The sequence below is a fragment of the Polynucleobacter rarus genome (assembly GCF_003072505.1).
Classification (GTDB): Bacteria; Pseudomonadota; Gammaproteobacteria; order Burkholderiales; family Burkholderiaceae; genus Polynucleobacter; species Polynucleobacter rarus.
This window is the reverse complement of record NZ_NTGB01000001.1, coordinates 779,573-794,801: the sequence shown is the minus strand read 5'-3', so window position 1 is coordinate 794,801 and position 15,229 is coordinate 779,573. Positions and strand designations below refer to the sequence as shown.

Genomic DNA, 15,229 nt, shown 5'->3' with positions numbered 1-15,229 from the left:
CCCCCTAGATTCTCTGCGTGTCATCATTTTTAGGACGCCACACCATTAATTTATCTTCCACAAAACCCACCAAGGCATCTAGAGACAATGCACAAACCGTCAATAAAACAATCCCGGCGAAGACGGTATTAATATCAAAAGTACCTTCTGCTTGCAGAATCAGGTAACCAACCCCCATTGAAGATCCCAAATACTCACCAACCACTGCCCCAACGAACGCTAAGCCAACTGAGGTATGTAAGCTAGAAAAAACCCAACTCGTAGCAGAGGGTAAATAAACAGTACGAAGCAACTGTGAGCGATTTGCACCTAACATTTTTGCATTCGAAAGTATCGCGGGACTCACTTCTTTTACCCCTTGATAAACATTAAAAAAGACTACGAAGAAAACCAAGGTGACGGCTAAGGCAACTTTAGACCAAATCCCGAGGCCAAACCAGACACAAAAAATCGGTGCAAGAATCACTCTCGGCATGGAATTAAAAGATTTGATGAAAGGATCAAGGACAATGCTGGTTCTTGGTGAGAGCCCTAAAAACAAGCCGCATGCTGTGCCTCCAACCGTACCAATGAAGAAGGCCAAACAAGTTTCTAATAGGGTGACTCCCAGATGGATATAAACATCTCGGTTAATAAATAACCAATCCACTAAGCGACTTAAAACAATTAGTGGTTCACCAATAAAAAAAGCTACGTTGAGAGATCGACTTGCTAGATGCCAAGTGATTAACACAGAACTTAAGATCAACAATTGCCAAAATTTAATTTGTAGGCTCGATTTAGAAAAAATCATGTTATGCCTTATCCATCATTAATTTTTGTTTGGCATAACTTCGTAATACTTCGTCTCGAAGAACCTGCCAAATTTGATTATAAATTTCGTAAAACTTTGGATGTGTTTTAATTTCTGCAACATCCCTAGGCTTTGGTAAGTCAATCAAAAAATTACCAATTGGGCGAGATCCTGGCCCAGCAGACATAACTATCACCCGATCACTCATCGCAATGGCCTCGTCTAGATCATGCGTGATAAAAAGAACTGCTTTTCCTGGCTCATCCTTCGCAGGCTGACATAAGCCAAGAACCTCATTTTCCATCAACTGCCTAGTTTGTAGGTCTAATGCAGAGAAGGGTTCATCCATTAAAATAATTTTTGGTTCAAGGGCTAAAGTCTGAGCTAAAGAAACACGTTTTTGCATACCGCCGGACAGTTGATGTGGGTAACGATCTTCAAAGCCGCCAAGACCCACCCTTTTTAACCAATCTCTAGCAATGCTGAGGGAATCTAATTTAGATCTACCTTGGTACTCTAGACCTAAGCAAACATTTTGCAAGGCACTGCGCCATGGCATTAAGGTATTCGATTGAAACATATAGCCAGCGTCTGTATTCAAACCATCTAAGTTTTTACCGAATACTTTTACAGAACCAGCACTGGGAGAAATGAGTCCAGCTGCCACATTAAGGATGGTAGATTTACCACACCCAGTTGGACCAACAATCGCTACGAATTCGTCCGCTTGCAAATCTAAAGTCACTTGTTCGATGGCAGTGTAAAAGTCTCCACTACCATCGCTAGATGGGAACTTACAAGCGATGTCCCGAATTTCAAGTGCTAGTGCAGCCATGATTTTACAATCTACTTAAATTTTTGATTTGCCTTAACAGTAAAGGTATTCGTAAAGGTTTTAGATAAATCGATCGTTTTACCAGCTAAATCTTTTTCAAAACCCATTAACATTTTATAGGCAGTATCGGGTCCATCTTTTGGCATCACCCCGTCAGGAGAAATCGCCTCTTTTACCCCACCCCATGCATCTAAATACAAAGCGCGATCACCTAATAAGTAATTTTCTGGAACAGTTTTGACAATGTCAGAGGGACCTGCGTTTTGTAGCCACTTTAACGAACGAACAATCGCATTGGCAAGCGCTTGCGTTGTATTCGGATTTTTTTCAATAAAGGCAATTGGGGCATATAAAACTGCAGCAGGCATATTGCCGCCATATACCTTTTTTGTATCCTTGAGAGTTCTGGTATCTGAGATGACTTTTAACTCACCTTTTTGAGTGAGCATGGTAATCACCGGATCCAGATTTGCCATGGCATCTAATTGACCAGATCTAAATGCAGCAACCGCACCGGCCCCTGCACCAACGCCAATCACTGAGACGTCGGTAGGTTTGAGGCCGCCCTGTGCCAAAATAAAATTGAGCATCATATTACTAGAAGAACCTGGAGCAGTAACTCCAATCCGCTTTCCTTTTAAGTCTGCGATGGATTGATAATTAGGCATATTTTTGGTGGAATAACCCAACACAATTTGTGGGGCCCTTCCTTGCAAGACAAATGCTTGAATCATCTGACCTTTTGCTTGCATATTGATCGTATGTTCATAAGCACCAGAAACCACATCAGCACTACCACCCACTAAGGCTTGGAGTGCTTTGGCTCCGCCTGGAAAATCAGAGATTTCAACGTCTAAACCTTCATCTTTAAAATACCCTAAACGCTCTGCAATAGTTAATGGCAAATAATAAAACAGGTTTTTACCACCAACGGCAATACTAATTTTGGTTTTTTCTAAATTAGCTGTATTTTTGTTTGAAGTGGCATTCACAGGACTATTCTGTGCAAAAGCACCAGCGCAAATCAAACTCAAAGAAAAAGCAAAGATACGTAGTTCTTTTTTAAAAGATAGGTTCATTCAAAATCTCCTATATCAATATTCAAGTGCTTAAAAATGTTTGGCAATCTCAGGATCAAAGGTACCATCGATTAACACAAAGAGCATTTTGCAAGGCTTACCTGAACGATTGGCCCAAGCATGGCTCGTGCCTCGTTCAACTAAAAAATCACCTTGCTGCATCAAACGCTCTTCTTTATCGAGAACTAAATGGATCTCGCCCTCTAAAACTAGAGCGTAATCGACTGACTCGGTACGATGCATCAGAGGATGACCGCCCTCTTTATAAGTTGAAGCTTTATTGGTACCCATCGCCCCAAAAGCTTCTTTTGCCCCAGAATTATCTAACTGCTTCGTCCACTCCCCTTCAGGTCCGAACTCAATAATACGAACAACAGAACCATTTTTAGGTGGCTCTAGCTGCAGTGGGGCCAAAGTTGGGTCTGTGCCATTGTCTACTTTTACAGGCATTTCATGGGTCAACCACAAATTAGTAAGATAGTAGCCAACTCGTTTAGGGTTTGTATGCACAGAAGGTGCTGGACCATCTTCCGTCACGATTGAATTTCCTTGATCATCATGACCAGTGACTATTCTTCTTACATATCCTTTTGGGTGTTCCATTGCGTCTCCATTATTGTCTGATTTGCGTCTATTAGATTATAGATTCTTTATTTTCTCAAGTTGAAATACGAAAAAGAGAATTTCTGATGCTAGGACTTGAAAAAAAATTGAAGATTACTGTAGTTCACCTCTTGAAATTTGAAATTTCAGCCTCATATCCAAATTGTTAGTATTTAATTATTTATTATTTTCTCTTATTCAGGATAAAAAATGACCGTAGCAAATAAAGAAACACTTGATTTTCAAGCAGAAATTAAACAATTACTCAAATTAATGATTCACTCTTTGTATTCAAACAAAGAGATTTTTATGCGAGAACTAATCTCAAATGCGTCTGATGCTTCCGACAAACTTCGATTTGAAGCGATTAATCAGCCTAGCTTGTATGAGTCTGATAGCGAATTAGCCATTCAAGTTGCTTTAGATCCTGTCGCAAAAACAATCTCGATTACCGACAATGGTATTGGTATGAGTCGCGATGAAGTAATCGCTAATTTAGGTACCATCGCCAAATCAGGCACCAAAGAATTCTTTTCCAAACTTTCTGGCGATCAGCAAAAAGATGCGTCCTTAATTGGTCAGTTTGGCGTTGGCTTTTACTCCGGCTTCATTGTTGCTGACCGAGTAACGGTTGAATCACGTAAAGCCGGCCTTTCGGCAGAGGACGGAGTTCGTTGGGAGTCACAAGGTGACGGTGAATTTACGATTGAACCAATCACCCGTGCAAAAAGAGGCACGACTATCATCTTGCACCTAAAACCGGAAGAAGAGGAACTCCTCTCTAGTTGGAAAATCAAATCCATCATCCGTAAATATTCAGACCATATTTCGATTCCTATTCAAATGTTTAAGGAAGATTGGAGTGATGAAGAGAAAAAACAGGTTACTTCAACTGAACTTGAAAACGTAAATGAAGCGAGTGCTCTTTGGACTAGAAATAAAAACGATATTACTGAAGAACAATATCAAGAATTCTACAAAAGCATTTCACATGATTTCGAGGCACCTCTTTGCTATTCTCACAACCGCGTTGAAGGCAGAAGCGAATTCACTCAACTCCTTTTTGTACCGAAAAAGGCGCCCTTCGATTTATGGGATAGAAGCAAAAGGAGTGGTTTAAAGTTATACGTCAAACGGGTCTTCATTATGGATGACTCTGAACAGCTCATGCCGTCCTACTTGCGCTTTGTGGCTGGAGTTATTGATTCAGCAGATTTACCCCTCAATGTATCCCGTGAAATCTTACAAGAATCTCGAGATGTAAAGTTCATCCGTGAGAGCTCGTCTAAGCGTGTCCTCAATATGTTGGATGACTTAGCGAATAGTGAAGATGAAGCAAAACGTACCCAATACCAGGATTTCTGGAACGAGTTTGGCCAAGTTCTCAAAGAAGGCACTGGAGAAGATGCTCAAAACCTAGAGAAGATTGCGGGTTTATTGCGTTTTGCAAGTACTCATAATGACTCTGATGTTCAGTCTACGTCCTTAAAAGCGTATGTAGAGCGCATGAAAGAGGGCCAAGAAAAGATTTATTATGTAACGGCTGAATCTTACCTTGCAGCTAAAAACAGTCCTCATTTAGAAATCTTTAAGAAAAAAGGGATTGAAGTTTTGTTGTTGATTGACCGCGTTGATGAATGGATGCTTTCCTATCTAACTGAGTTTGCCGGAAAGTCCCTCACTTCTGTGGCAAAAGGTGGTCTTGACCTTGGAAACTTAGCCGATGAAAAAGAAAAAGAAGAGCAAATTGAAGCGGAAAAGCAACATAGTGATCTTCTACAAAGAATGAAGAAAACATTAGAAAACAAAGCTAAAGATGTACGAATCACTCTAAGATTAACTGATTCCCCTGCTTGCCTCATTGCTGATGAAAATGAGTTATCAGGTAACTTACTCAGAATGTTAAAAGCTGCAGGCCAACAAGCGCCGGATACGAAGCCAATCTTAGAAATTAATCCAGACCATCCTTTAGTCAAAAAAATCGAATCTGCTAAAGATCATTTTGATGATTGGACGCATATTTTATTTGATCAAGCCTTACTTGCAGAAGGTGGACACATTGAAGACCCTGCTAGTTTTGTAAAACGAATTAATCAAATGTTACTAGCTTAATTTAGCTTTACTAAAAATTAAAATAGGCCTTTAAAAAAGGCCTATTTTTTTGCTCTTCAAGTTTGTACTATTCCACTTTAATATTGGCTGCTTTGACTACTGAGCGGTACTTAGCAAGATCTACTTTAATTTGTTCTTCAAATTGCTCTGGAGTCTCTGGCGTGGCGACGATACCCATTTCTTCTAAACGATCTCGGCCCTCTTTAGAACTTAATATCTCATTGAGTGCGGTATTTAGTTTTTGAATGATTGGTTTAGGTGTTCCAGCAGGAGCAAGTAGTCCAACCCAAGAACTCACTTCAAAGTTAGGCACGCCACTTTCAATAAAAGTTGGCACGTTTGGTAGGGACGGAGCTCTCGTTTTACTCGATACCGCGATGGGCGTTAAGCGGTTCGTATTGACATATTGCGCAGCACCCGCAACAGCGGTATAGACCAAAGGAATACTGCCGCCAAGCACATCAATCAAAGCCTGCCCGCCCCCTTTATATGGAATATGGATTAGATTGGCACCCGTCTTTTGCTTGAATAACTCACCAGCAATATGTGGGGTTCCACCTGTTCCAGAAGTGCCATAAGATAAACCATTCGGATCTTTTTTAGAAATCTGAATCACGTCAGTTAAGGTTTTACCTGGGAAATTATTATTGGCAACTAAGATTAATACTGCATCACCAATTTTTCCAACCGGAGCAAAATCTTTTACTGAGTCAAAGGGAATTTTTGCAAAGACGTTAGGGTTAATTACTAGCGTTCCATCAAAACCAAGTACCAAAGTGTAACCGTCTGGGTCGGCCTGAGCGACAAGGCCTGTACCAATGTTTCCGGAGGCACCAGTTCGGTTCTCTACAATCACAGACTGTCCTAATTTTTTAGATAATTGATCAGCAATATATCTGCCACTAGTATCAGTAACCCCAGCGGGTGCGAAGGGAATGATTAAACGAATTGATTTATTGGGATAGGTATTTTTTGAAGTCTGGGCATGAGACGACTGCAATCCAAAACATAAAAAACTAAAAAATGTAAATATCCCTACTATCCACTGATGCATGAAATTTCTGTTTTTCAAATGACGCTCCTTTAGATCTTTCTTTTAGGTCTTTCTTTTAAATCTCTCATACTACTCAGCATACTTTTTTTCAAAATCCCAAACTTCTTGAAATCCCATCAATTTTGATAACTCATTAAATTCATATAACTGATTGGCCATGTGCACTGAAGATCCTTGTGCTTTAAATCCAGCATAAACCTGTTGCATTGCCTTGACACTAGCCAGCATGGCTGTGACTGGGAAAATAGCTAACTGGTATCCAATTGCTTGTAATTCATCTCTAGAAAGTACAGGCGTTTTTCCGGTATCCACCATATTAGCAACTACTGGTAAATCAAACTGTTTACCAATCATTTGCATTTCTTCTCTCGATTCAGGGGATTCAATAAATAAAATATCAGCCCCTGCTTTTGCATAAGCTTCACCACGTTTTAAAGCCTCATCAATCCCGAGCGATGTTCTCGCATCAGTTCTTGCAATAATCAGAAAGTTCGCATCAGAGCGACTATCACTAGCTACCTGAATTTTTTTGACCATATCGTTCATTGGAATAACTCGTCGACTCGGAGTATGGCCGCATTTTTTAGGAAACTCTTGATCTTCCAACTGAATGGCGACTACCCCAGCATTCTCATAGCCACGAATAGTATGTTGAATATTGAGTAAACCTCCATAGCCGGTGTCACCGTCCGCAATCAATGGCGTTTTGGCCATTGCCGCCATCATCTGTACCTTCTCGAGCATTTGCGTATAGGAAGCAAGGCCGGCATCAGGCAATCCTAAAGAGGATGCAACAGTGCCATATCCAGTCATATAGAGTGCCTCAAAGCCAAAGCTATCAGCCAAACGTAAAGAAACCATATCATGCACTCCAGGGGCTATGATGATTTCAGGTTTAGCTAACCTCTTTTTAAACTGCTCACGCAATTGATCAATCTTTAATCTACTATTCATTTTTTCGATGCATCCGTATTTAATCAAGCTTTAATTTGCTTTTGTTGACACTAGGTACCCATAAATTAATTTGTGAAATTAAAAACTTGTCTTGTTCATTTTGAGCCACATTTAATACTCGACCACCGTCTTTTTCGACTTGTAAAATAAACTCTGGGTCTTTATTAATTTGTGCCATTGCTTCTCTTAATTTAGCAATGACTGCAGGGGGAGTTCCCGCAGGAGCAAAAATACCAAACCAACTCTCCCCAGTAAATTTCGTCAGATTGGATTCATTAATAGTCGGTATTTCAGGTAAAAAAACAGAGCGACTTTCACCAGATGTGGAGAGGCCTTTTAATTTTCCGGACTGAACATATGCTTTTACCGCTGAGATATTATCGAAAATCACATCTAGACGGCCGGCCATCATTTCTTGATAAGCTGGCGGTGCGCCTTTAAATGGGACATGGACTAAGTCCAATCCTAAATTAGTAGTAAGAACATGCGCCCAAACGTGTTGTAAAGTGCCAATCCCAGCAGAGCCATAAGACAGTTGACCTGGTCTTTCTTTGGCATAACGGACAAACTCTGGAAAATCCTTCACCGGTAAGTCAGATCTCACCGTAAACACAAAAGGATAAGAAGATACATAACCCACGGGAATAAAATCTTTGGCAGGATCATAGGACAAATTTTTCATTAAGGCTTTATTCATAACCATGTTGAATAAGCCACCAACTAACAGGGTATATCCGTCAGGTGTCGCCTTTGCCACAAAATCCGTACCAATCAATGATCCTGCACCAGCCTTATTTTCAACAAAAGCGGATTGATGTAGGATCTCACCTAATCTCTGAGCAACTTTACGCCCAATGATGTCAGTCCCTCCGCCAGGTGCTATCGGGACAATCATTTTTATAGCTCGACTGGGGTAATCGCTCGATTGCGCAAAAGAGTGACCTGAGATGCTTCCCAACAACAGTAAAGCGCCTAACAGTTTTAAGAACAGTATGTTTTTCTGCCAATTTTTCACGTTGTCTCCGTTTACTAATTCATATTTTCATTAATTTTAATATGCCTTTAATTTAGCATAAGGACGGATTTAAAAGGATTTTTCTTGTACAAAGTATGTTATCTTTTAAGCAAATAATAACGGGGAATTCTTATGCTGACACGTCGTCAATTTGTGCAAATTGCTACTTTGAGTATGGGGACTTATTTTCAGTCATTGCAAGCCCAAGCCATCAAATCAGAGAACGCCAAAATTATTGTTGGTTTTGCCCCAGGCGGCACAGCTGATATCGTGGCCAGAAGAGTTTCTGAAAAGTTAAATGGTCATTATGCAAACAATGTCGTTTGCGAAAACAAGACTGGCGCAGGTGGTCAAATCGCCGTCCAATTTGTAAAGAATGCTGTGGCGGATGGGTCAACTATTTTGCTTACCCCCATGTCAATGTTAGGTATTTATCCCCATACTTATAAAAAATTACCTTATGACTCTTTGCTTGATATCGTGGCAGTCAGTGGCGCAGCTAAATTTGATTACGCACTCGCAATAGGTCCACAAGTGCCTGACAGCGTAAAAAATATTGCGGATTTTATGAGCTGGTGCAAAGCCAACCCCAAACTTGCCAACTTTGGCTCTCCAGCATCTGGCTCATCGCCTCATTTCATAGGCCATTTGATTGGAAAATCAAGTGATGTTGATCTTCGACATATAGCCTATAGAGGGACGCAGCCAGCCATTTTAGAGTTGATTAGTGGTCAAATAGCAGCTGTCGTTGGTCCTACCGGTGAATTTACGCAGTACACCAAGTCAGGCAAATGTCGACTACTGGGAACTAGCGATAGTCAGCGCAACCCTTTTACGCCGAATATTCCGACTTTGAAGGAGCAGGGTTTTAAAGACTTCAACTTTTCTGAATGGTATGGATTTTTCTTACCTGCTGGCAGTTCAAAAGAAACGATTCAAAGACTAAACACTCAAATTCAGGCTGTTTTAAATGACAAAGATTTTGTGAACGGATTAGCAGTTTCTTATTTAACGCCCTATCCAACCACTCCCAATGAATTAGCGCAAGAATTAAAAAATGACTCGGCTAAATGGAAAAAAATTGTCGCTGAAATTGGCTTTACTCCAGAAGACTAAACTGTAGGTCCCTTTTTTTCGGATGCCTTAAGAATCAATTTCTGACCTAACCCAAATGTTATGATAGCTCTTAGAAAATACAAAACGATCTAATCAACTATCGATTCTGAGACTAAATATGATTAAAACTGCTGACTCTAGTGCCCTGAAGCACCTCAAAATTTTAGACTTAACGAGAGTGAGGGCTGGCCCTACCTGCGTACGTTTTTTTGCTGATTTTGGTGCAGAAGTTTTGAAAGTTGAATCGCCCGACGGCGTTGAAGCTAATGAAGGCGTTATTGGTGCAAGAGACAACTACGATAACCTTAATTTACACCGTAATAAGCGCTCATTGACCCTTAATTTTAAAGAGCCTGAAGGTCTTGAAATTTTGTACAAACTCGTCAAAGATGCCGATGTTGTGGTGGAGAACTTTCGACCGGATGTCAAACATCGGTTAAAAATTGATTACGAAACGCTTTCTAAAATAAATCCCAGAATCATCATGGGAAGTATTTCTGGCTTTGGACAAGATGGTCCCTACGCAAATCGGGCTGGCTTTGATCAAATTGCGCAAGGTATGGGTGGCTTAATGTCCATTACCGGTATCCCAGGGCAAGGTCCTGTGCGGGCAGGCATTGCAGTTTCTGATTCAACCGCCGGTAATTACGCCGCAATTGGCATCTTGATCGCCTTGCTTGAACGCGAGCAATCAGGTAAAGGGCAATGGGTGCAATCAAACCTCTTGCAATCAATGATTGGACTGTGTGATTTCCAAGCTGCTAGATACTTAGTGGATCAAGATATTCCTCCGCAAGCAGGGAACGACCACCCCTTCTCTACTCCCATGGGCGTTTATCAATCTGCTGACGGGTACTTTAACTTAGGAGCCTCAGGTAATGGCCAATACTACGCCCTCTGTGATGTATTAAGTCGCCCTGATTTAAGAGATGACCCTGAATTACAAACACTTAAGGGAAGAACCTCAAGAAGAGAGTTTGTCAACAACGAACTAAATAAAGAGTTTGTTAAACAAACGACCACTTATTGGATTGACAAACTGAATGAAAAAAGCATTCCATGCGGTCCAATCTATAATATGGACGAGGTATTTGAAGATGCACAAGTTGCGCATTTAGGCGTTGCAGTCAAGGTAACGGATCCAAATCGCGGTCCAATCGAGTTAGTAGCAACACCCGTTAAATTATCAAGAACTCCAGCAGCAATCAGTTTTACTTTACATGCTAAAGGAGCTGATAATTTAGAATTACTAAAGTCACTTGGCTATAGCGAAGATGATATTAAAAAACTTCAAGAGAAAAAGGTTATTTAAAACATGTCAGAAGAACAAATAAACGTTGGTGTATTAGATCATTACATTGCAAACCGAGTTGGTTACATTGTTTTTAACAATCAGTCAAAATTTAATGCCGTTAATTACGACATGTGGTGCGCCCTGCCAAAAATCATTGACTCATTTGTCAAAAATGATGAAGTACGCTTAATTGTGATCACAGGTGCTGGGGAAAAAGCATTCATCTCTGGAGCGGATATTTCTCAATTTGCAACCAAACGTACAGGGGACGCTGCAGCTGAATACAATAAAGCAACTGATGCTGGCTATTTAGCCGTTGTCAACTGCCCAAAACCTACCATCGCTAAAATCAAAGGCGTTTGTATGGGGGGCGGTTTAGGACTAGCCCTCAATTGTGATATTCGTATTTGTGCCGACAATGCTAAGTTCAGAATGCCCGCAGCCAGATTAGGCTTAGGCTATTCAATGGACGGTCTCAAGCGTTTTGTCGAAATCGTAGGGACGGCCAATACTGCTGATTTATTTTTTAGTGCCCGAATCTTTGATGGTCAAGAAGCACAACGCATTGGCTTAGTTAAACAAGTCATCTCTGTCAATGATTTTGAAGAGCAATTTAATCAGTACATTGAGTTGGTTGCGATTAATGCACCGATTACAATTGCTGCGGCTAAACAAACCTTGATTGAACTACGTAAAGCAACTTCTGAGCAAAATGCTGAACTCGTTAAATCGATGGTGGATGCGTGTTTTGCGAGCGAAGACTATCAGGAGGGACGCAAGGCTTTCATGGAAAAACGGATCCCCAATTTCCAAGGAAAATAATCTGCTCTAAAAATCCAAAAGGCTCTTCGTTTCAATACGAAGAGCCTTTTTCTTTAGTGCCTTTGAATCGTTTTTCGAAGCAGATTCTAATTAACTCATGATACCAATTTGCCAAGGAACAAACTCGTAATCTCCAAGACCTAAAACCTCGCTCTTGGACTGCTCTCCAGAAGCAACTTTTAGGAATAGTTCGAAGATTTTTTGACCCATTTCTTGTAAAGTAGCGGTCCCGTCTAAAATTTCTCCACAGTTAATATCCATATCATCTGTCAAACGATGATACATCGGGGAGTTGGTCGCAAGCTTGATACATGGTGCTGGTTTGGAGCCAAACATTGATCCACGACCCGTTGTAAAGGCTACTAAATTAGCACCACCAGCAATTTGTCCTGTAGCTGAAACCGGATCAAAGCCAGGTGTATCCATAAATACAAAACCCTTAGCTGTTACCGGCTCAGCATATTTATAAACTGCCATTAGAGGTCCTGTACCGCCCTTCATGGAAGAACCGAGTGACTTTTCAAAAATATTAGCTAAACCTCCGACTTGATTACCTGGGCTTACCTGTCCATTAATTTGCACATCTCGTCCAACTGAATACTCGTCTTTCCACCAACGAATTCTTTCAATTAATTTTTCACCGATTTCACGGCTTGCCGCTCTACGGGTTAAGGTATGTTCTACACCATAAATTTCTGGTGTTTCTGACAAAATACCAGTGCCACCATGACGTGCGAGGATATCAATCGCCGCTCCAAGTGCCGGATTCGCAGTAATGGAAGAAAATCCATCTGAGCCACCACACTGCAGTCCTACCGTTAAATGAGCGGCACTTACCGTTTCGCGTTTGACATCATTGGCTTTTGCTAACAGTGCTTTGACTGCTTCAATCCCCGCTTGAATGGTTTTAGTCGTTCCGCCAGACTCTTGCATAATAAAGGTATGGAGGTTGGAGCCCTCAGTCAGATTTTCCTGCTCCATTAAGCCTTTTAATTGATTACGCTCACAACCTAATCCAATAATCAGGGCAGCAGCCAAGTTGGGATGGGTAGCATAACCCGCCATCGTTCGACGCAATAACTGCATTGGCTCACCCGTCATTTCCATACCGCAACCAATCGAATGACTAAAGGCAACTACGCCGTCCACATTTGGGAAGTCTTTGAGGCGCTCTGGAGTAAACCAATCAGCAATCTTATTCACGACCGTTGCCGAGCAATTAACTGTTGAGAGAATACCAATAAAATTTCGAGTGCCGACACGACCATTAGCGCGCACATATCCTTGAAAAGTGGCCCTTTCATTTTCTGGAATCATTTCGACGGGTTTAAATTCGCTTGCGTGGGCATAGTCACGATCAAACTCACGAAACTCCGTGTTATGACTATGAACCATATAACCGGGTTCAATATCCGTATTTGCAAAACCAACAGTAACTGCATACTTAAGAATTGGCTCACCCTTGAGAATTTTTCTGGAAGCTATCTTATAACCGGCAGGTACCTGGCTTTTACAGACCATATTTTCACTGGGAACATCAGTGCCAATCGTCATATCAACTCTTGCAACAACAATATTATCGTTAGGGTGCAAGCGAATAATGGAACCACTTAATTTTTTTTGGGATGTTTCAATCATGTTGATTTATCTCTTTAATCTTTTTTAATTTATCTGAAAATGCTATTAAGCTATTTTACCCACAACGGCTGTAGTGTTTTAAATTCAGGCAGAGAACAAAACGATATAGGCAAACTCCTAATTACTCTAGAGGTGGGGCTTCGTAACCAGGAATTTGGGACACATCAATGAAATCAATTTGCTCTACTTTTAAAAATTTCTTGGCATATTGCTCATAGACTTTTTCCCAAACAAATACATTAAAAATATCTGGATCAAGGTGTTTATCTAGTTTCATTTTCCCCAGAATCATCAAAGCCTCACTTAACTTTTTACCTTTTTTATAAGGTCGGTCAGATGCTGTTAATGCTTCAAAGACATCGGCAATCGCCATACATCTTGCTTGAACTGACATTTCATCGCGCGTTAGTCCTTTGGGGTAACCTCTGCCATCCATTCTTTCATGATGTCCTCCCGCGTATTCAGGAACGCGTTGTAAATGTTTCGGCCAAGTTAAGTTTTCTAGCATATCAATCGTTACCTCAATGTGATGATTGATGATTTTTCGATCTAGAACATTTAATGTTCCGGAACGGATTGATAAATTTTCCACTTCTTCTGCTGTAATAAAATCATGAGAGTTGTTGAGATAATCTTGCCATTGATGGGATTTAGCAATCTGATTGATACGACGAATCGAGAGATCACTCATCCACTCTGAACCAACATTACTCTCTTTCAAAAATTGAATATCATCAATTAATTGATGCTCCATTTTTTTCCAATCCTCTTCAGAACATTTTCCTTTTAAAAATGCTATCTCTAAATCCCGTCGAATAATTTCTAAACGTAATTCTAAGACACCGATTCGATCATAAATTTTTTCCAGCTTGGTTGCTTTATCTACAATATGTACTGGTGTGGAAACTTTACCGCAATCATGAATGAGGCCAGCAATATGTAACTCATAACGATCGGCATCGGTCATTTTGAAATCTTTTAAGGGACCTTTATCATTATTATTTACCGCATCTGCAATCATGCTCGTTAATTCGGGAACGCGACGACAATGTGCGCCTGTATAGGGTGACTTATCATCAATCGCACCATTAATTAAATCAATAAATTCTTTGAATAAATTTTCTAAACGAAAAATTAATAAGCGATTACTAAATGCAATAGCTGCTTGTGAAGCTAAGGCTTCAAGTACTTCCTCATCTTCGGATGTAAAAGGGATAATTTGATTCGTTTCTGGATCCTTGGCATTAATTAATTGTAGGACGCCAATAATCTCACCTTCATGATCCTGCATTGGAGTTGTTAGAAAAGAAGTTGATTTATACCCTCTTAATTCATCAGCTTGACTTGGAGAAACCATGTCAAAGTGAAGCTCCTTGTAAGCATTTGGAACATTAATCGTTCTGTTTTCATGAACAGCCTGGGTTGCCTCAATAAAAAAATTAGGTGAGCCATCCCTGTGATAGAGGGGTTTGTTGGGTATTTCAATTGTTTTACCTGAGGAACCACCTTCTTTAATATTCAAACTTTTAACAACAAGAATCTCACATTGCAACTCGTTAGCCTGAGTCATTAGATAAAGAGTACCGCTATCACAATTGGTAATATCAATAGCTGATATTAAAATTTCTTCTAACAAGTTTTCAAGATTTTTTTGACTCGATAGGGCAATACCCACATGAACTAATTTATGGAAGTTAGTAACAAAATTATTCACTGAGCTCATGCATGGGTCCTGTTGAATTTGTAGCTGGGTTTCAGCAAACATTTCTGCTTGCTTGTTAAATGATGAAATATGAAGTTATTAGCCGCAAGAATTAAAGCGCAATAACTCATTAAAATTATATTTTCCTAAGGTCCTTATCGGAAAAAAGGGGTTCTATTTCAATATTATATGAAAAGTATCCCCAATTTAGA

General features: G+C 40.3%; 13 protein-coding genes. 4 read left to right on the top strand and 9 right to left on the bottom strand.

The window, feature by feature from the left end; genetic code table 11:
• Positions 1 to 4 precede the first annotated feature (4 nt).
• The 4 genes from AOC35_RS03710 to AOC35_RS03695 are packed head-to-tail and all read right to left on the bottom strand — an operon-like array spanning position 5 to position 3,310.
• Positions 5 to 793: an ABC transporter permease gene (locus AOC35_RS03710; RefSeq protein ID WP_108645830.1), complete on the bottom strand. Its 789-nt coding sequence runs from the start codon at positions 791 to 793 to the stop codon at positions 5 to 7.
• Position 794: 1 nt separating this feature from the next.
• Entirely contained in the window at positions 795 to 1,628 is an 834-nt protein-coding gene (locus AOC35_RS03705) for an ABC transporter ATP-binding protein (RefSeq protein ID WP_108645829.1), read from the bottom strand.
• An 11-nt stretch (positions 1,629 to 1,639) separates the two neighbouring features.
• Positions 1,640 to 2,707 (bottom strand): ABC transporter substrate-binding protein, encoded by a 1,068-nt coding sequence (locus AOC35_RS03700; RefSeq protein ID WP_108645828.1) that lies wholly within the window; start codon positions 2,705 to 2,707, stop codon positions 1,640 to 1,642.
• A 30-nt stretch (positions 2,708 to 2,737) separates the two neighbouring features.
• Positions 2,738 to 3,310, bottom strand: a complete 573-nt coding sequence (locus tag AOC35_RS03695; protein WP_108645827.1) for a cupin domain-containing protein — start codon at positions 3,308 to 3,310, stop codon at positions 2,738 to 2,740.
• A gap of 210 nt (positions 3,311 to 3,520) precedes the next feature.
• Between AOC35_RS03695 and htpG the strand changes: the two genes are divergently transcribed.
• Entirely contained in the window at positions 3,521 to 5,422 is a 1,902-nt protein-coding gene (htpG, locus tag AOC35_RS03690) for a molecular chaperone HtpG (protein WP_108645826.1), read from the top strand.
• Positions 5,423 to 5,489: 67 nt separating this feature from the next.
• Here htpG and AOC35_RS03685 read toward each other — a convergent pair whose 3' ends face one another.
• From AOC35_RS03685 to AOC35_RS03675, 3 genes are all read right to left on the bottom strand, one after another.
• A complete protein-coding gene (locus tag AOC35_RS03685) occupies positions 5,490 to 6,476 on the bottom strand; it encodes a Bug family tripartite tricarboxylate transporter substrate binding protein (RefSeq protein WP_108645825.1) in 987 nt (328 codons plus the stop codon).
• A 69-nt stretch (positions 6,477 to 6,545) separates the two neighbouring features.
• Entirely contained in the window at positions 6,546 to 7,430 is an 885-nt protein-coding gene (locus AOC35_RS03680; protein ID WP_108648696.1) for an isocitrate lyase/PEP mutase family protein, read from the bottom strand.
• Between the two features lie 19 nt (positions 7,431 to 7,449).
• Positions 7,450 to 8,445: a Bug family tripartite tricarboxylate transporter substrate binding protein gene (locus AOC35_RS03675; RefSeq protein WP_108645824.1), complete on the bottom strand. Its 996-nt coding sequence runs from the start codon at positions 8,443 to 8,445 to the stop codon at positions 7,450 to 7,452.
• A 132-nt stretch (positions 8,446 to 8,577) separates the two neighbouring features.
• Here AOC35_RS03675 and AOC35_RS03670 point away from each other — a divergent pair, with 132 nt between their 5' ends.
• The 3 genes from AOC35_RS03670 (at position 8,578) to AOC35_RS03660 (ending at position 11,677) form a co-directional block, all read left to right on the top strand.
• Entirely contained in the window at positions 8,578 to 9,561 is a 984-nt protein-coding gene (locus AOC35_RS03670; protein ID WP_108645823.1) for a Bug family tripartite tricarboxylate transporter substrate binding protein, read from the top strand.
• A gap of 118 nt (positions 9,562 to 9,679) precedes the next feature.
• Positions 9,680 to 10,873: a CaiB/BaiF CoA transferase family protein gene (locus AOC35_RS03665; protein ID WP_108645822.1), complete on the top strand. Its 1,194-nt coding sequence runs from the start codon at positions 9,680 to 9,682 to the stop codon at positions 10,871 to 10,873.
• A gap of 3 nt (positions 10,874 to 10,876) precedes the next feature.
• Positions 10,877 to 11,677 (top strand): enoyl-CoA hydratase, encoded by an 801-nt coding sequence (locus AOC35_RS03660; RefSeq protein ID WP_108645821.1) that lies wholly within the window; start codon positions 10,877 to 10,879, stop codon positions 11,675 to 11,677.
• Between the two features lie 90 nt (positions 11,678 to 11,767).
• Here AOC35_RS03660 and AOC35_RS03655 read toward each other — a convergent pair whose 3' ends face one another.
• Positions 11,768 to 13,315: a UxaA family hydrolase gene (locus tag AOC35_RS03655; RefSeq protein ID WP_108645820.1), complete on the bottom strand. Its 1,548-nt coding sequence runs from the start codon at positions 13,313 to 13,315 to the stop codon at positions 11,768 to 11,770.
• A 121-nt stretch (positions 13,316 to 13,436) separates the two neighbouring features.
• A complete protein-coding gene (locus AOC35_RS03650) occupies positions 13,437 to 15,038 on the bottom strand; it encodes a GAF and HD-GYP domain-containing protein (RefSeq protein WP_108648695.1) in 1,602 nt (533 codons plus the stop codon).
• Positions 15,039 to 15,229: the final 191 nt, after the last annotated feature.